Below are 17,573 nucleotides of genomic sequence, written 5' to 3'. Positions count from 1 at the left end.
GCCCATGACCTCCACCCTCTCCGCACCGGCCGCGGCGAAGCCCCGGCCCCCCGGCGGCGGCAGCCCCTGGCGGCTCGCCCGCGCCGAACTGCGCCGCAGGACCTCCGCCCTGGTTTCCCTCGTCGTGGTCGCCCTGTTCGCCGTCATGGCCGTCGCCGCCCCGCTGCTCGCCGCGCTCGGCGGATGGCGCCCCGACGAGTTCGACAAGTCGGCCGTCGACCCGTACCTCGGCGGCCTGCCGATCGGGCCGCTCGGCGGGGTCTCCGCCGAGCACTGGCTCGGGGTCGAACCCGTCACCGGACGCGACCTGTTCGCCCGGGTCGTGCACGGCGCCCAGGTCTCCCTGCTCATCGCCTTCGCCGCGACCGCCATCGTGGTCGTCGCCGGGGTCGCGGCGGGCGTCGCCGCCGGCTACTTCGGCGGCCGCACCGACACCGTGCTGTCCCGGCTGATGGACCTCACCATGTCCTTCCCCTCCCTCATCTTCATGATCGCCATGATGTCGGTGGCCAGGGACGTCAACCGGATCCTGCTGATGATCCTGGTCATCGGCCTGTTCGGCTGGCCCGGGATCGCCCGGATCGTGCGCGGGCAGACCCTCTCCCTCAAGCACCGCGAGTACGTGGACGCGGCGCGGGTGAGCGGCTCGGGGAACTGGCGCATCCTCACCCGGGACATCCTGCCGGGCGTGGCCGGACCGGTCATCGCGTACACCACCCTGATCATCCCGGGAATGATCGCGACCGAGGCCGCGCTCAGCTACCTCGGTGTCGGCGTGCGTCCGCCGACCCCCTCCTGGGGCCAGATGATCGCCGAGAGCGTCGCCTTCTACGACACCGACCCGATGTACTTCGCCGTGCCCAGCGTCTGCCTCTTCCTCACCGTCCTCGCGTTCACCCTGCTCGGGGACGCGCTGCGGGACGTGTTCGATCCGCGGGGAGGCCGGGCGTGATCCTCTACCTCGGCCGCCGGCTGCTCGGCGTGCTCGGTGTGCTCGTCGCCGTCGCCGCCATCACCTTCGTCATCTTCTACGTGCTTCCCTCCGACCCGGCCGCCGCGGCCTGCGGCAAGTCGTGCAGCACCGAACGGCTCGCCGCGATCCGCGCCCACATGGGCCTGGACCAGCCGCTGTGGCGGCAGTTCGCCGACTTCGTCACCGGCATCTTCACCGGGCGCACGGTGGGCAGCGGCCCGTACGCGCTGGCCTGCGACTTCCCGTGCCTGGGCTACTCGTACGAGAACAGCCAGCCCGTCTGGGACCTGCTCGTCGACCGGCTGCCGGTCTCCGCCTCGCTCGCCCTCGGCGCGGCCGTGCTCTGGCTGCTGCTCGGCCTGGGCGCGGGCGTCACCGCGGCGCTGCGCAAGGACACCCTCACCGACAAGCTGCTGATGGTCGGCGCGGTCGCCGCGGCCTCGCTGCCCGTCTACTTCACCTCGGTGGTGCTGATCTACGGCCTGATCCGGGTGGGCGGGCTGCTGCCCTATCCGAGTTACGTGCCCTTCGGCACCGACCCGGCCTCCTGGGCGTCAAACCTGCTGTTGCCGTGGCTGGCGCTCGCCATCCTGTACGCGGCCATGTACGCGCGCCAGAGCCGCGGTTCGATGATCGAGTCGATGGCGGAGCCGTACATCCGCACCGCGCGGGCCAAGGGGCTGCCGCGGCGCACCGTGGTCGTCAAGCACGGACTGCGGGCCGGGATGACGCCGATCCTCACCATCTTCGGCATGGACCTCGGCGGGCTGCTCGCGGGCGCCGTCATCACCGAGTCCATCTTCGGTCTGCCCGGCGTGGGCCGGCTCTTCTACGGGGCCATCGCCACCGGCGACCAGCCGGTGATCCTCGGGGTGACGCTGCTCGCCGCCGCCTTCATCGTCGTCGCCAACCTGTGCGTCGACCTGCTCTACGCCGTCGTCGACCCGCGAGTGAGGTACTGATGACCTCCACCTCCACCTCCACCTCCACCCCACCCTCCCCCTCCCCCGGCCCCCTGCTCCGCGTGCGCGACCTGTCGGTCGTCTTCCCGACCCGGCACGGACCTGTGCGGGCCGTGGACGGCCTCTCCTTCGACGTGCCGCGCGGCCGCACGCTCGGCATCGTCGGCGAGTCCGGCTCCGGCAAGTCCGTGACCTCGATGGCGGTGATGGGGCTGCACACCGCCGCCGAGGTGTCCGGCTCGGTGAACCTGGACGGGCGCGAGCTGGTCGGTCTGCCGGAGCGCGAGCTGAACCGGCTGCGCGGCCGGCGGATGGCGATGATCTTCCAGGACCCGCTGTCCAGCCTGCACCCGTACTACACCGTCGGCGAGCAGATCGCCGAGCACCACCGGGTCCACTTCGGCTCCCGCCGCGCGGTCGCCCGGCGGCGGGCCGTGGACGCGCTCGCCGAGGTCGGCATCCCCGAGCCGAGGCGGCGGGCCGGCGAGTACCCGCACCAGTTCTCCGGCGGCATGCGGCAGCGCGTGATGATCGCGATGGCGCTGGTCTGCGAACCCGACCTGCTCATCGCCGACGAGCCCACCACGGCCCTCGACGTCACCGTGCAGGCCCAGATCCTGGAGCTGATCGCCCGGGTCCAGCAGGACCGGGGTCTCGCCGTCGTCATGATCACGCACGATCTGGGCGTGGTGGCGCGGGTGGCCCACGAGGTCCTGGTCATGTACGGCGGGCGCGCGGCCGAACGGGCCCCGGTGGACGACCTGTTCGCCGCGCCCGCACACCCCTACACCCGGGCGCTGCTCGACTCGCTCCCCCGGCTCGACGACCGGGACGACCTCCCGCTGCGGGCCATCCCGGGCTCCCCGCCCTCGCTCCTGGAACCCGCGCCGGGCTGCGCGTTCGCGCCCCGGTGCCCGCGGCTCGCCGCCGGCACGGGCGGGGAGCGGGAGCGGTGCGCGAGCGAGCGCCCGCTGCTCGCCGGCCCGTCGGGCCGCCCGGTGGCCTGCCATTTCCCCGCGTACGAAGGCGTCGCCTCATGAGCACTCCACCCCTGCTGTCGGTACGGGACCTGACGATGACCTTCCCCGGGCGCAGGTCGCGTGCCGCCCGGATCCGGGCCGTCGACGGCGTGAGCTTCGACATCGCCGCGGGCGAGACGCTCGGCCTCGTCGGCGAGTCGGGCTGCGGCAAGTCCACCACCGGGCGGCTGATCGTCCGGCTCCTCGAACCGACCGCCGGCTCCGTCACGTACGACGGGCGCGACATCAGCCGGCTGCCGCAGCGCGCCCTCAAGCCGCTGCGGCGCGAGCTCCAGATGGTCTTCCAGGACCCGCACTCCTCGCTCAACCCGCGCCAGACGGTGTCGCGGATCATCTCCGACCCGCTGCTCGTGCAGGGGAGTTCGGCCGCCGACGCCCGCAGGCGTGCCGCCGAGTTGATGGAGCTCGTGGGTCTCATCCCGGAGCATCTGGACCGCTATCCGCACGAGTTCTCCGGAGGCCAGGCCCAGCGGATCGGCATCGCCCGCGCCCTGGCGACGGGGCCGCGGCTCGTCGTCGCCGACGAGCCGGTGTCGGCGCTCGACGTCTCGGTGCAGGCGCAGATCGTCAACCTGATGGAGCGGCTGCAGGCCGAGCTCGGTCTCGCCTATCTCTTCGTGGCGCACGACCTGTCGGTGGTCCGGCGGGTCTGCGACCGGGTCGCCGTGATGTATCTGGGCCGGATCGTGGAGATCGGCTCGAAGGACCGCGTGTACGGGGCCCCTGCGCACCCCTACACGCGGGCGCTGCTTTCGGCCGTACCGCTGCCGGACCCGGCGGCCGAGCGGACGCGGGAGCGGATCACCCTGCTCGGGGATCCTCCGAGCCCGGCCGCGCCGCCGCCGGGCTGCACCTTCCATCCGCGCTGCCCGAAGGCGCGGGAGATCTGCCGGACGGAGCCTCCCCTGCTGCGGATCGCCGCGGCAGGGGAGGCGAGGGAGGTGGCCTGCCACTTCCCTGAGGTGGGCTGAGGAGGGCGGCGGGGTCGCTCCTGATCAGCGGGTGTGACGGGTCATCCGGTGAAGCCGGCGGTGATCTTCGTGAACTGCCAGTCCGTCTGGCTGACGCCGGAGCAGTTCTCGACCACCCCGCCGCCCGGGCAGCCGCGGTCGCGGTTGACGGACCAGAAGGCGAGCCGGGCGATGTGGTTGCCGTTCGCCCAGTCGCGGATCTGGGTCCAGGTCGCCGGGGTGGTCGTCTCCTGCTGGTCGGAGAGGCCGTTCATGCCGCTGATGCCGACGTGGGCGTACGCGGTGGCGTCGTCCCAGCCGAAGGTCGACTTCAGCTTGTTCTTCAGGCCGTTGGCGGCGTTGACCGTGTTGCCGTACATGTCGGCGCCGCCGCCGAAGTCGAAGGGCATGATCGTGAAGACGTCGATGTCCGCGTTCAGCGCCCTGGACTGCTCGATGAGGCGGTTGCCCCAGGAGGTGGGGCCGGCGGTCGAGGTTCCGAAGGTGAGGATGGTCTTCAGGCCGGGGTTGTTCGCCTTGACGATCTTCAGGGCGGTCAGGATCCGGTCCTGGACGACGGCGTTCTCGAACTCGTCGGTGTTCTCGATGTCGACGTCGATCGACTTGAGCCCGTAAGCGTCGATGACCTTCTGGTACGCGCCGGCGAGGGCCTCCGGGGTCGAGCAGTTGGGGCCGAGCTTGTTGCCCTGCCAGCCGCCGATGGACGGGACGATGTCGCCGCCCGCCGCCCGGATCGCGTTGACGGTGCTCTGGTCGACGCCGCCGGCGAGCGGGCGCTGGCCGTCCCAGGCGGGGTTGCAGCCGCCGGAGGAGAGGATGAACGCCATGGTGAAGGTCTTGATGCCGGTGGCGCTCATCACCGAGGTCGCGGACGGCGGGTCGCCCCAGCCGAGGTAGAGGTAGGGCGCGGCCTGCTTGAAGCCGGTGCCGCCGCCTCCGCCCGTGTCGGTGGTGACCGAGACGGGGCCCGAGGCCGGGGAGACGTTGCCGGCGGCGTCGCGGGCTTTGACGGTGAAGGTGTAGGCGGTGCTCGCGGAGAGCCCGCCGACGGTGGCGGTGGTGCCGGTGACCGCCGCGACCCGGGTCGCGCCCTGGTAGACGTCGTAGCCGCTGACGCCGACGTTGTCGGTGGCGGCGTTCCAGGCCAGCGAGACGCTGGAGGAGGACGTGGCGGTGGAACGCAGGTTCGACGGCGCGGTCGGCGCCTGGGTGTCGCCGCCGCCCCCGCCGCCTGGGCCGTCGAGGCTGATGTCGTCGGCGTGGTAGGTGCCCTGGCCGTACCAGCCGTGCGTGTAGACGGTCGCGCTGGTCTGCGCGGCGCCGGTGGTGAAGCTGAGCGAGAGCTGCGTGTACGAGGGAGCGGACGGGGTCCAGGTCGAGGTGCCGCCGTCCACGCCCAGGTAGACGTAGGCGCCGCGGACCCAGGCCGACAGGGTGTACGTGGTGCCGGGCCGGACGGCGACGGTCTGGGCGCACTTGGCGTTGTCGGACGCGCTCGCGGCCCCTGCGAGTGCCTTGGCACCGCCGTGCACGGGGCTGGAGACGACCGAGCCGAGTCCGCCGGAGCAGCTCCAGCCGGACAGGGTTCCGGACTCGAAGCCCGGGTCGGTCAGCAGATTGGCGGCCTGTGCCGGAGTGGGAAGGGCGACCAGGGCAGCCGCGCCGAGCAGCGCCGCGCCGAGCGACGCCACCAGGCGGTTGCGGATGAGCACCGTGCCTCCAGGGGGAGTTGAGGAGGAGGGGAAGCGGTCACAGATTGGACTGGACCAATCTCCGCGTCAAGTCCCCACGCTCTCCGCCCTGGTGGGACGGGGTCAGTTCGTGGCCGGCCTCAGCCGGTCGACGGGGTGGGTGTCCACGTACGTTCCGACGCTGTCGTCCCGGTACGCCTGCCACAGCGCGGCGCACCGCGCCGGGTCCAGGTGGACGACCGACTGGCCCCTCACCGTTCCCGTGCCCTTCACGGGGGCGTTCATGAAGGTCATGTCGCCGGACCGGACCTCGCGCATGTTCCAGACCAGCTCGCGCATCTCGTCGTCGCCGAAGCGTTCGTCGACGCTGACGGTCTCGGTGAAGATGTCCAGGGTCTTCTTCAGTCGCAGCGGGTCCGTCAGCGACGCCGAGGTCATCACCTTCTCCAGGACCGTGCGCAGATAGTTCTGCTGCCGGTGGGTGCGGTCGAAGTCGCCGTTCGGGAGGTTCTTGCGCTCGCCGACGTAGGCCAGGGCCTGCTCGCCGTTCATGTGCACGCGCTCACCGTCGGCCATGAGGATGTCGACGCCGCCGACGGCGTCGGTGAGCTTGCGGAAGCCGTTCCAGTCGATGACGGCGACGTGGTCCACGCGTACGTCGGTGAGGCGCTGGACGGTGTCGATGAGCAGCGGCGGGCCGCCCCAGGAGAAGGCCGCGTTGAGCTTCGCCTTTCCCCGGCCGGGGACGTCGACCCACGAGTCGCGCGGCAGCGAGACCACGTAGGCGGCGGAGTGGTCGGCCGGAAGGTGCACCAGCATCATGGCGTCGCTGCGCTGGTCGCCGTACTTCCAGAGCCTGCCCTTGGCGTCGCTGCCGGTCGTGGGGACGTCCGAGCGCGAGTCGAGACCCATGAGCAGGAAGTTCTGCCCGCCCTTGGAGGCGGCGGGCACCGGCGCGTTCGTCGGGAAGGTCTGCGGGATGCGCTGCACCCGGCCCGTGTAGTGCTGATAGGCCCAGTACCCGGTGCCGGCGGTGATCAGCACCGCGGCGACGAGCAGGGAGAGGGCGGTCAGGAGGACCGTCCGCGGCCGGGGCCCGCGCCGTCTGCGTATCGCGCCGTCGGCCGCACTGTCCTCGGCCCCGCCCTCGGCCGCGCCGCCCTCGGCCGCGCCGCCCTCGGCCGCGCCGACCTCGGCCGCGCCGACCTCGGTCCCGCCGACCTCCTCGCCCGCTCTGCCCGCGGTCCTGCCGTCCTCGGTCCTGCCGCCCTCGGTCCTGCCGCCCTCGGCCTCTGCTTGCCCGCTCATCCGGTACGGCTCCCCCTCCGCTGGAATGCCCCCGACTCTCCCCGGTCGGCGCACACTTCAAGCCACCAGGATGCCGAAGATCGGCGGGCCGCACAGCCCGTCCCGGGAACCGGATGGGAGCGGAACCGGACCCGGGGCCCGTGTGGCCGGGACGGCGGGCGGCCGAGCGTAGGGGTGTCGTCAGACCCCTACGGAAATGTCGTGATCACCATGTCGCGGTTCCTCGGCCAGTTCGGAACCGACACCGCGCACCTCGTATGTGCGCGAACGCCGGACCCCGGTGCCGGCGTGATCGGGCGGTCGTCCCCCTAGGCACCGCCGCGCCGCACCCGGGCGGCCTTGCGGGCCTCGGCCGCGCGCCGGGCGTCAGCGGTCTTGCGGGACTCGTTCCTGGCGCGGCCGGGCCGGCCGGGGACGGTGCCGATGCCGCGGAAGGGCGCGCCGCCGCGCCGGTCGCGGTCCGCGGGGGCGGACGTGCCGCCGTCGGGGGTGACCGACGGGGCCTTGGCGCCGGTGATCCGGTGCAGCTCCGGCTCTCCGGGGCGGACCTTCGTGATCCGGGGCCGGATGCCGGCGTCCGCGAGGATCCGGGACATGTCGCGGCGCTGGTCCGGCAGGAGCAGGGTGACGACCCTCCCGGAGGCTCCGGCCCGTGCCGTACGGCCGCCGCGGTGGAGGTAGTCCTTGGCGTCGGCGGGCGGGTCGACGTTGACGACGAGGTCGAGGTCGTCGACGTGGATGCCCCGTGCCGCGACGTTCGTCGCCACCAGGGCGGTGACGGCCCCGGTCCTGAACCGCTCCAGGGTGTCCGTGCGCTGCGGCTGGGACTTGCCACCGTGCAGCGCGGCGGCCCGCACCCCGCTCCCGACGAGGTGCCGGGTGAAGCGGTCGACGGCGTGCTTGGTGTCCAGGAACATGATCACGCGTCGGTCACGGGCGGCGATCTCGGTGGCGACGGCGAACTTGTCGGCACCCTGGACGTGCAGCAGGTGGTGCTCGAGGGTGGCGACGGTGTCCTCGGCGGGGTCGGCCGCGTGGACCACCGGGTCCCGCAGGTACCGGTGGACCAGGGTCTCGACGTCCTGGTCCAGCGTGGCCGAGAACAGCATCCGCTGTCCGCCGGGCCGCACCTGATCGAGCAGCTCGGTCACCTGCGGCAGGAATCCCATGTCGGCCATCCGGTCGGCCTCGTCGAGAACCGTGATCTCCACCTGGTCGAGGCGGCAGTCCCTGCGCTCGACGAGGTCCCTCAGGCGGCCGGGGGTGGCGACGAGGACCTCGGCCCCGGCGCGCAACGTCCCCGCCTGCCGGCCCGACTGCAGGCCGCCGACGACGGTGGCGAGGCGCAGCTTGAGGGCCTGGGCGTACGGCGTGAGCGCCTCGGTCACCTGCTGGGCCAGCTCGCGGGTCGGGACGAGGACCAGGGCGAGCGGCTTCTTGGCGTCGGCGCGCCGGCCCGCCGTGCGTGCGAGGAGCGCGAGGCCGAAGGCGAGCGTCTTGCCCGACCCGGTGCGCGCGCGGCCGAGGACGTCGCGGCCCGCGAGTGCGCTCGGCAGGGTGGCGGACTGGATCGGGAAGGGCGCGGTGACGCCCTGGCCGGCCAGCGCCGCGAGGACCGCCCCGGGCAGCTCCATGTCCTCGAAGCCCTCCGCGGCCGGGAGCGGCGGGGTGCCGGGCCGGCCGGTGATGTCGGCGAGGCCGGTGGGTTCTCCCGTGCGGGCCGAGCGGTTCATGGATGCGCCTTCTTCGATGGGGTGACCATCAAGGAAAGCACGGCCGGGACGGGCGGGCCGAATCGTCGGACCCGCCGGACGCCCCCGGGGGCACCCCCTGGCTAGAGGGTCTCCAGGGACGAGGCCGGGGACGCCGGCTCCGCCGGCGCCGTCGACCGGGGCAGGACGGCACGGACCCGGCCGCCCCGACCGCCGCGTACCGGGGTCTCGACGGTGCAGCGGCCGCCGATCTCCGCGGCCCGATCGGCCATGGAGCGCAGGCCCGCGCCCCGGCGGACGGCGCCGCGGCCGAAGCCCATGCCGTCGTCCTCCACGGTGAGGGTGAGCGACTCGCCGTCGACGCGCACCCGGCCTCCGCGCGGGAGGGACGGGCGTGCCGCACCACGTTGTTCGCTGTTCGTCGCCTCGGTGCTGGGGTGAGGTCCGGGTCGCGCGCCGCCCGCCACCGACGGCCGGGCCGCCGGTGGGGGGGCGGGCCGGTCCGCCGGTGGGGGGCGGCGGGCCGGTCCGCGGCGGGGTCGCTCAGCCGGTCACGGTGATCTGCTGGGCCGGGTCGGTCGTGTCGGTGATCTGGTAGGTGGCGCTGAACGTCGCGGACTGGTTGCCCGTCGGGCAGAGGAAGCCGCCGGTGACGGTCGCCGGTACGGGCGCGCCCGAGATGGCCAGGCTGGACGGGGCGCCATTGGTCCAGGTGCCGTTGACCGCGGTCGGCCCGCTCGGCGAGGCGGTGATGGTGCAGTTGGCGAAGCCGCTGGTCTTGAGGACCACACCGCCCTTGGGGATGGTGAAGCCGGCGGCGACGGGAGCGCCGTTCTGGGTGGACAGCGACCAGGCGCCGTTGGTGGCGTTGCTCGTGACGGTCACGCTGACGCCGGCGATGCTCGTCGAGCAGCCGCTGAAGGTGGGCGGGTTGATGGGGGCGGACACGGGTCCGGCCGCGTTGTGGTTGCCCGGGGCGGCGGGGACCGTGTTGTTGGCTCCGCTCGTCGGCACGGAGGCGGAGACGGTGCAGGTCATCATGGTCGACCCGGCGACGAAGGTGGCCTTGCCGGTGAGCTTGGCGGCGAAGGAGTGGCCGGCCGGCAGGAGCGTGGTCGAGGCGGCCTGGGTGCCGGTGGCACCGAAGGCGAGCGCGCCGGCGGCGGCGAGTCCGGTCACGGACATGAACAGCTTGGACATGGGGGATCTCCTCGTTGTTCGACGGTGGGGTGCGAGGAGGTGCGGATGCGCGGGGGTACGCGTTGGGGTGGGGGGACGCCCGTGGGGGTGGGCGCCAGTGGGGGGACGCGCAAAGTGACTTGAGAGTAGAACCGGTCGGTAGGGGTGTCCAAGCAGAGATTGCGCCACTCCTGATGAGTCGTCAGCAGAATTGGCCCGACTCGGTACTTGACGCCGACCTGGCCAGGTCCAGGCTGGCGCGGGCGCCGCCCGCCCGCCCAGACTGACCCCATGGAAACCTTGGTGCCGGTCGACGGCGGCGAACTCTGGGCGGACGACACGGGAGGGGACGGACTGCCGATGGTCCTGGTCCACCCGGGCGTCGGCGACTCGACGATCTGGGATCCGGTCCTGCCCGCGCTCGCCGCGCGACGCCGGGTCATCCGCTACGACGCCCGCGGCTACGGGCGTTCGCCGGCGCCGGGCGTGGCGTATTCACCGGCCGCGGACCTCGGGGCGGTGCTCGACCACTTCGGGCTCGCGCGGGCGGCCCTCGTGGCCTCCAGCATGGGCGGGGCCGCCTCCCTCGCGCTGACCCTGAACGACCCCGAGCGGGTGGCGGGCCTCGCGCTCCTCGTCCCCGGCGTCACCGGCTACGACGGCCTCGCCGACGCCGACATGGAGCTCTACCAGCAGATCGAGAAGCTCGCGAAGGCCGGCGACACGGAGGGCATCGTCCGGCTCGGCCTCGGCCTGTGGGGCCGGGCCGCCGGCGGCAGCCCCGAGACCGACCCGCTCGCCGCCGCCCACTTCAGGGCCGTACTCCCCGCCTGGTTCGCCAACATCGGCCACCAGCGGACCGATCCCCCGGCCTTCGACCGGCTCGGCGAGATCGCCGCGCCCACGGTGCTCGCGCTCGGCGAACTGGACCGGCCGGAGGTGGTGCGCTGCAACGAGGAGATGGCCGAGCGGATCCCCCGCTGCCGGCTGGTCCGCCTCGCCGCCTCGGACCACTACCCGACGCTGCGGGAGCCGGAGAACTGCGCCCGGCTGATCGAGAAGCTGTACGCCGAGGCAGGCTGACGCCCGAGCGGGTTTCGTACGAGCACCGCCCCCGGAGCGGAGCCGAGTTCCGGGGGCGGCGGAGAGCGGCGATGTCGGCGCACGACGCTCATCTGGTGCGCGGGGTCCGAGAGCCCCCACGGCTCTCGTTCAGGACGACCCCGGCCCCCCGATCCTGCCTTGTCCCGCCCCTCGTTCCGCGATCATCCGGCGCGTCCCACACGATCCGGCGAACACCGCACGCCACCTTGACGCCCGACGCGCCCCCCGCGCGCCGCCTCACCCGGGGAGTTCGCGCGACGGCGACTCCACTCCGGACTCCCGTAACCCACCTTTCGCCACAGGGTGGTTGACGCCTCAGGCGCCGAACTGCGATGGTCTGGCCCGCCCCCACACCCAAGGAGTCTTGTCGTGTCCCTGATAACGAGACCTCGCCGAGCGGGCAAGGGCAGGCGCTCGGCCCTCGCCGCCATCCTGTGCGCCCTGTTCCTGGTCCTCGGATTCCCGTCCCCCGCCACGGCCGCCGTCCTGCCGCAACTCCCGCAGAACGCCGACGGTCTGGACCAGACCTTCGCCCCCGCCTACGACTACGACACCGACGGCTGCTACGCCACCGCCGCCATCGGGCTCGACGGCACGATCAACCCCGGCCTGAAGCTCGGCGGCACCGTCAACGGCAAGTGCCACGACTACGCCCAGCTGGCCGCCGCCAACAGCTACTCGCGCAGCAAGTGCAACAACGGCTGGTGCGCCGTGATGTACGGCAGCTACTTCGAGAAGGACCAGGCGACCTGGGGTCCGCTGGCCATCGGCCACACCCACGACTGGGAGCACGTGGTGGTGTGGATCAACGCCGACCAGGTCCAGTACGTGTCGGTCTCCCAGCACAGCGGCTACCAGGTCGCGGCCCGCTCGGCGGTGCGCTTCGACGGCACCCACCCCAAGGTCGTCTACCACAAGGACGGGGCCTCCACCCACTGCTTCCGCTTCGCGAGCGCGGCCGACGACCAGATCGAGAACGCCACCGGCGGCTGGTTCTACCCCCGCCTGGTGGGCTGGAACGGCTACCCGGCCGGCCTGCGCGACAAGCTCACGGGCGCGGACTTCGGCTCGGCCACCCTCAAGCTCAGGGACTCCGACTTCGCCTACCACCTGAGCCGCTCCAAGCCCGCGGGCATCCCGTTCGACCCGAACGCCTGACACCCGGCGTCCGACGCCACGTCTCACGCGATCCAGCCGACATCCACGCGCCCGGCGCCTTTCCGGACACCTGGAGGGTTCCGGCAAAGCCCCGGGAGCGGTCGGTGGGGATACTGGGAGGCTCGTGAGAGCTGAGCGTGAGGGAGGGTCGGGTGGAGTTCCGCCTGCTCGGGACGGTGTCCATCGCGGCCGAGGAAGGCGAGCTGCCGCTCGGGCCCGCCAAGCGGCGCAGCGTGCTCGCGGCGTTGCTGCTGCGCGCGAACGCGGTCGTTCCGGTGGACCGGCTGATCGACGCGGTCTGGGACGAGCACCCGCCGGCCAAGGCCCGGACCGTGGTGCAGGGGCATGTGTCGCGGCTGCGGGCGCTGTTCGAGCAGGGCGGGGCGAGCGAGTACGGGGTCGAGCTGGCCACGCACGGCCAGGCGTACGAGCTGCGGATGCCCGACCAGCTCCTCGACGCCCACCGGTTCGAGGAGCTGGTCCAGCTCGCCGGGCACCAGAAGCAGCCGGCGGACGCGGTCCTGATGCTGCGTGAGGCGCTGGCGCTGTGGCGGGGGCCCGCGCTCACCGGGACCGTGTGCAGCGAGCAGCTGATGGTGGCGGCCCGGGCCCTCGAGGAGACCCGGCTCGTCACGGTCGAGCAGCTGGCGGCCGCGTACGGGCGGCTCGGCGAGCACGTGAAGGCGGCGGCCCTGCTGCGCGCGGAGGCCGCGGCGCATCCGCTGCGCGAGTCGCTCGCGGCGGCGCTGATGCTGGCGCTCTACCGGGCGGGGCACCAGTCGGACGCTCTCGACTGCTACCACCGGATGCGGACACAGCTCGCCGAGGAACTCGGCGTCGACCCGGGGCCGGCGCTGCGGGCGGCCTACGAGGCGGTGCTGCGCGGCCTGTCGCCGACCCCGCCGCACGTGCCCGGCCCGACCGAGCCGGCGGCCCCGGCGGACCGGCTCCCCGACGCGCTGGGCGAGACGAGAGCGACCGGAGAGACGAGGGGTCCGGGAGAGATACGGGAGCCGGGTGGGACGACCCCTGCCGCGGATGCGGCCGCCGGCAGCCGGCCCCCCGTCCTTCCCCCGCCCGACCTCCTCCCCCGTACCCCCCGCGGGTTCCTCGGCCGCGACCGGGAGTTGACGGCGCTCGACGAGGCCGTCGACCACGCCCGGGTCGCGCTGGTCACCGGCGCCGCCGGGGTCGGGAAGACCGCGCTCGCGCTGCACTGGGCGCACCTGCGGGCCGGGCACTACCCGGACGGGGTGCTCTACGCCGATCTGCGGGGCTTCGGCCACGGCGACGGCGTCGAGACCGCCGAAGTGCTGCGGGAGTTCCTGCCCGCCCTCGGCGTGCCGCTGCGCCAGGTGCCGGAGTCGCCCACGGCCGCCGCCGCGCTGTACCGCTCGCTCACGCAGGACCGGGCGCTGCTCGTCGTCCTCGACAACGTACGCAGCGCGGACCGGGCCAGGCCGCTGCTGCCCGCCGGCGCGCGGAGCGCGAGCGTCGTCACCTCGCGGCTGCGGCTCGGCGGCCTGGTGGTCAGCGAGCTCGCCCGCCCGGTACCGCTCGGCGTCCTCGGTCTGGACGAGTCCGCCGCCCTGCTCGCCGCGGCGGTCGGCGGGGAGCGGATCGACGCCGAACCGGCCGCCGCGCGCCGGCTCGCCGAGCTGTGCGACGGGCTGCCGCTCGCGCTGCGGGTCACCGCCGCGCAGCTCGCCGCCCGGCCGGCCTGGCGCCTCGCCGACCTGGCCGCCGAACTCGCCGACGAGCAGCGCCGGCTCGCCCTGCTCTCGGTGGACGACTCCGGGGCCGCCGACGGGCAGGGCGTGCCCGCCGCGCTGCGCCACACGGTGCAGGGACTGCCGGAGGCGGCCGCGCGGCTGTTCCGGCAGGTGGGGGTGGTGCCGGGGCCCGATCTCGACCGGCATGCGGCGGCCGCGCTGCTCGACCGTACGCCCGCGGTGGCCGCCGAGGCCCTCGACCGGCTCTGCGACGCCCATCTGCTCACCGAGTACGCGCCCGGACGCCACACCCTGCACGATCTCGTACGGCTCTACGCGCGCAGCCTCGACGCCGACGACGACGCGCTGCTGCGTCTGCTCGACCACTACACGCTCACGGCGCTCGCCGCGAGCCACGCCGCCGAACCCGACGACAAGCCCTGCTGCACGCCGCCGCCGAACGTCCGGCCGCCCCGCACGGCGGCGCACTTCGCGGGCCGGGACGCGGCCCTGCTCTGGTACGCGGCCGAGCGCGACAACCTCACCGCGGCCGTCGCCGCCGCCCGCGCGGCCGGGCACCACGACCGTGCCTGGCGGCTGGCCGTCCTACAGTGGCCGTACATCCTGTGGAACAGCTACGACGGCTGGGTGCCGCTCCTGCAGGACGCCGTCGACTCGGCCGCGCGGGAGGACGACGCCGATGCCGAGTCCCGGGTCCGCGCGCTCCTCGGCTGGATCCTCACCCAGGAGAACCGCCTCCCCGAGGCCCTGGTGCACCTGCGGCTCGCCCCCACCCTCGCGGCCCGGGCCGGCGAGGTGTCCAGCGAGGCGACCGCCCTGGTCAACCTCGCGGTCGCGCTCGACCGGTTCGGTGTGAGCGACGAGTCCCTCGCCCACACCGCGCGGGCTGCCGCCCTGGTACGCGGAACCGGGGACGTGATCACCGAACTCCTCGCCCTGGAGCAGCACTCCCGGCAACTGCTGGCCGTCGGCGACCCCGAAGGCGCGCTCGCCTGGGCCCGTCGGGGTCTCGCCCTGGACGGCGACCCGGTCAACGGCCTCTTCGGCATCCGGCACAGCATGCTGACGGCGACGGTGGGCGCGGCCCTGGTCGACCTGGGCCGCCCGGAGCAGGCCGAGCCCACGCTCGTACGGGCGCGGGAGATGGGGCTCGCGCACGGCTACCTGGAGAGCGTGCAGCGGGCGGACGTACAGCTGCGCCGGATCCACGAGGGTGCGGCGACGACGTCGGAGCGTTAGCGCCTGTCCGGCCCTGATCCGCCGGCCAGGCCCTGGCCGCGCGGCAGCGCCGGCACGTTCTCCGGCCCGGTCTTCAGGGCGACGCAGAGCCAGTGGTGGGCCGCGCCCGCGGTCGGTTCGGCGGGGCCGGTGGCGGGGGCGGTCGCCTCGGCGGCGAGTTGCCAGTAGCGGCCGATGAGCGGGTCGGCGCTGCGGATCATGAGACCGGCCAGCCGGCGGCGGAAGGCGCGGGTGTCCCGTACGCCGAGGGCTGCCGCGTAGGCGGCGACGAAGCAGTCGAGCGCCTCGCCCCCGCGCGGCGCGCGCTCGGCCCGCACGTCGGCGGCGGCCAGCGCGTAGGCCTCGCCGAGGCCCTCGTAGAGCACGGTCGGCCGGTGCTCCAGGTCCGCCAGGTGCACGATCGGGGCGGGCGACTCGGAGACCAGGGCGTGCAGGCGGGCGAAGGCCAGCACCTGCGCCGGGGCCGGATCCGCGGGCGGCTGCGGCACGGCGGCGTCGACGACGGCCGAGGCCAGCCGCGCGGGAAGGCGTACGGGCAGCGTCCGGCGCCAGAAGCGCGCGAGGACCGCCGTGTCGGGCGGCACGGATAAGGCCCCCAGCAGCCGCAGCCGCTCCGCGCGCTCCCCGGGCGTGGAGTCCTGGAGCAGCCGGAGCGACGCCTCCTGCCAGCGCAGTGCGGTGAGTCGGGAGCCGACGTCCTTCAACTGCCCGGCGATGACGTCCTCCAGAGCGTCGTCCCGGTCGAGGACCCGTCCGACCGCGGAGACCGGCAGGTCGAGCGTGCGCAGCGAGCGGATCAGCCGCAACCGCTCCAACGCCTCGGGCCCGTACCGCCGGTGGCCCCCGCCGCTGCGTCCGGCCGCGGGCAGCAGCCCGCGGTCGGAGTAGAAGCGGACGGTCTTGACGGTGACGCCCGCGCGCTCGGCGAGCTCTCCGATGCTCCACATGTCGTCAGGGGACACGCCTTGAACCTCCCTCAGGGGGAGTTCCTACGGTACCGGCGGCCACGAGGAGCGTGGCGTGTGCGATCACCACGAGGAGACGAGACGATGACCGCTTTCGTGCTGGTGTCGGGGCCCTTCACCGGGGGCTGGGTGTGGCAGGAGGTGGCGGAGCGGCTGCGGGAGTCGGGGGCCGAGGTGTGTGCGGCGACGCTCTCCGCGGAACCGGGGACGGACCTGGAGACGCACATCGCGGACGTGGCGCGGCTGATCGACGGGGTCGCCGCGCCCGATGTGGTGCTGGTCGGGCACGACTACGGCATCCACCCGGTGCTCGGCGCCGCCGACCGGCGGCCGGAGCGGGTCGTGCGGGTGGTGTATCTGGACGCGGGCATGCCGCAGGACGGTGACGCGGCGCTCGCGCTCGTACCGGATCCCACGGTGACCGATCGGGCCGGGGACGACGGGCTCGTGCCGCCGCCGACGGGCGCGGAGTGGGGGCGCTGGGGCAGCACCGCCGGCCTCACGGCGGCGGCCCTGGAACGGCTCGACCGGCTCGCCGTGCCCCAGCCGTCGGGGACCCTGACCCAGCCGCTGCGGCTCACCGGCAGCCCCTTCGACCGTCCGACGACCGGGGTGCTGTGCACGGCGAACGGGTCGGGGATCGGGATGGTGGAGATGCTGGTGGCTTCGGGACCGCCGCAGTTCCGGGTCCTGGCCGACCCCCGGATCGGCTTCTTCGAACTCGACACCGGGCACTGGCCGATGCTGTCCGCCCCGGCCGCGCTCGCCGACGTCCTGCTGCTGGCGGCCGCGGACGAGGGACACCGGCTGACCGCGCCGGCGCACCCCGGGACCTTCCTCCTGGACGTCCCGGAGCGGCCCCGCGAGCGCAAGGGCCGCCTCGACCTCCACCTCCCGGACGCCGAAGGGCCGCGGCCCGCCGTGCTGTTCGTGCACGGCGGGCCCGTCTCCCCCGACCAGCGGCCCACCCCGCGCGACTCGTCGACCTTCCTCGGCTACGCCCGTCACGTGGCGGGCCTGGGCGCGGTCGGCGCGACGGTGGACCATCGCCTGTACGGCCTGGCGGACTACCCCCGGGCCGCCGGGGACGTGGCGGAGGCCGTCGACCTGCTCCGCGCCGACCCCCGTGTCGACGAGGACCGGATCGCGCTGTGGTTCTTCTCGGGCGGGGGGCTGCTGTCGGCCCCCTGGCTCGCCACCCCGCCCGCGTGGCTGCGGTGCGTGGCACTGACCTACCCCGTGCTCGCTCCCCCGCTGGACTGGCGGGGCGTGCACCCCCGCTTCCATCCCGCCGAGGCGGTCGCCGCGGCGTCGAGCCCCCCGATCGTGCTGACCCGGGCGGGCCTGGAACACCGGGTGTTCGCGGGGACGGTCGAGGAGTTCCTGACCGCGGCCGGCAAGGCGGGCGCGGAGGTCGACCTCGTCGACGTGCCGCACGCCCGCCACGGCTTCGAGACGATCGACCACACGGAGGAGACCCGGGACGCGGTGGACCGCGCCGCGCGCAGGGTGCTGGGGAGGCTGGCTGCTGGCTGATC

At 74.0% G+C, this 17,573-nt stretch carries 14 protein-coding genes; 8 read left to right on the top strand and 6 right to left on the bottom strand.

Annotated features, from left to right (window positions below):
• Window positions 1-4: 4 nt before the first annotated feature.
• Genes ACIGEZ_RS28895 through ACIGEZ_RS28880 form a run of 4 tightly spaced genes read left to right on the top strand, consistent with a single transcriptional unit; the run spans window position 5 to window position 3,946 of the window.
• A complete protein-coding gene (locus ACIGEZ_RS28895) occupies window positions 5-952 on the top strand; it encodes an ABC transporter permease (RefSeq protein ID WP_399836613.1) in 948 nt (315 codons plus the stop codon).
• Window positions 949-1,935 (top strand): ABC transporter permease, encoded by a 987-nt coding sequence (locus tag ACIGEZ_RS28890; protein WP_399836611.1) that lies wholly within the window; start codon window positions 949-951, stop codon window positions 1,933-1,935. Before ACIGEZ_RS28895 ends, ACIGEZ_RS28890 begins: the two co-directional genes overlap by 4 nt.
• Entirely contained in the window at window positions 1,935-2,975 is a 1,041-nt protein-coding gene (locus tag ACIGEZ_RS28885) for an ABC transporter ATP-binding protein (protein WP_399836609.1), read from the top strand. Before ACIGEZ_RS28890 ends, ACIGEZ_RS28885 begins: the two co-directional genes overlap by 1 nt.
• Entirely contained in the window at window positions 2,972-3,946 is a 975-nt protein-coding gene (locus ACIGEZ_RS28880) for an ABC transporter ATP-binding protein (protein WP_399836606.1), read from the top strand. Before ACIGEZ_RS28885 ends, ACIGEZ_RS28880 begins: the two co-directional genes overlap by 4 nt.
• A 41-nt stretch (window positions 3,947-3,987) precedes the next feature.
• On the opposite strand, the gene ACIGEZ_RS28875 is transcribed toward ACIGEZ_RS28880, so the two are convergent.
• The 5 genes from ACIGEZ_RS28875 to ACIGEZ_RS28855 all read right to left on the bottom strand — a co-directional run bounded on the left by ACIGEZ_RS28875 (window position 3,988) and on the right by ACIGEZ_RS28855 (window position 9,857).
• Window positions 3,988-5,658 (bottom strand): carbohydrate binding domain-containing protein, encoded by a 1,671-nt coding sequence (locus tag ACIGEZ_RS28875; RefSeq protein ID WP_399836602.1) that lies wholly within the window; start codon window positions 5,656-5,658, stop codon window positions 3,988-3,990.
• Between the two features lie 102 nt (window positions 5,659-5,760).
• Window positions 5,761-6,945 (bottom strand): LCP family protein, encoded by a 1,185-nt coding sequence (locus ACIGEZ_RS28870; protein WP_399836600.1) that lies wholly within the window; start codon window positions 6,943-6,945, stop codon window positions 5,761-5,763.
• 308 nt (window positions 6,946-7,253) lie between these two features.
• A complete protein-coding gene (locus ACIGEZ_RS28865; protein ID WP_399836598.1) occupies window positions 7,254-8,678 on the bottom strand; it encodes a DEAD/DEAH box helicase in 1,425 nt (474 codons plus the stop codon).
• 101 nt (window positions 8,679-8,779) lie between these two features.
• Entirely contained in the window at window positions 8,780-9,025 is a 246-nt protein-coding gene (locus tag ACIGEZ_RS28860) for a hypothetical protein (RefSeq protein ID WP_399836595.1), read from the bottom strand.
• 175 nt (window positions 9,026-9,200) lie between these two features.
• On the bottom strand, window positions 9,201-9,857 hold the full coding sequence (locus ACIGEZ_RS28855) for a hypothetical protein (protein ID WP_399836593.1): 657 nt from the start codon (window positions 9,855-9,857) through the stop codon (window positions 9,201-9,203).
• A gap of 270 nt (window positions 9,858-10,127) precedes the next feature.
• Here ACIGEZ_RS28855 and ACIGEZ_RS28850 point away from each other — a divergent pair, with 270 nt between their 5' ends.
• From ACIGEZ_RS28850 to ACIGEZ_RS28840, 3 genes are all read left to right on the top strand, one after another.
• Window positions 10,128-10,919, top strand: a complete 792-nt coding sequence (locus ACIGEZ_RS28850) for an alpha/beta fold hydrolase (protein ID WP_399836591.1) — start codon at window positions 10,128-10,130, stop codon at window positions 10,917-10,919.
• A 396-nt stretch (window positions 10,920-11,315) separates the two neighbouring features.
• Window positions 11,316-12,098: an NPP1 family protein gene (locus ACIGEZ_RS28845; protein WP_399836904.1), complete on the top strand. Its 783-nt coding sequence runs from the start codon at window positions 11,316-11,318 to the stop codon at window positions 12,096-12,098.
• 152 nt (window positions 12,099-12,250) lie between these two features.
• Entirely contained in the window at window positions 12,251-15,070 is a 2,820-nt protein-coding gene (locus tag ACIGEZ_RS28840) for an AfsR/SARP family transcriptional regulator (protein WP_399836589.1), read from the top strand.
• Here the strand turns inward: ACIGEZ_RS28840 and ACIGEZ_RS28835 are convergent.
• A complete protein-coding gene (locus tag ACIGEZ_RS28835) occupies window positions 15,067-16,032 on the bottom strand; it encodes a MerR family transcriptional regulator (RefSeq protein ID WP_399836586.1) in 966 nt (321 codons plus the stop codon). The two genes, ACIGEZ_RS28840 and ACIGEZ_RS28835, sit on opposite strands and share 4 nt — an antisense overlap.
• Window positions 16,033-16,119: 87 nt before the next feature.
• Between ACIGEZ_RS28835 and ACIGEZ_RS28830 the strand changes: the two genes are divergently transcribed.
• Window positions 16,120-17,571 carry an alpha/beta hydrolase gene (locus ACIGEZ_RS28830; protein WP_399836584.1) on the top strand — a complete coding sequence of 484 codons (1,452 nt, stop codon included), beginning with the start codon at window positions 16,120-16,122 and terminating at the stop codon, window positions 17,569-17,571.
• Window positions 17,572-17,573: the final 2 nt, after the last annotated feature.

The organism is Streptomyces sp. NPDC085481, assembly GCF_044541845.1.
Lineage (GTDB): Bacteria > Actinomycetota > Actinomycetes > Streptomycetales > Streptomycetaceae > Streptomyces.
Note: the sequence above shows the minus strand (reverse complement) of the source record. Positions and strands in the feature narration are given on the sequence as shown.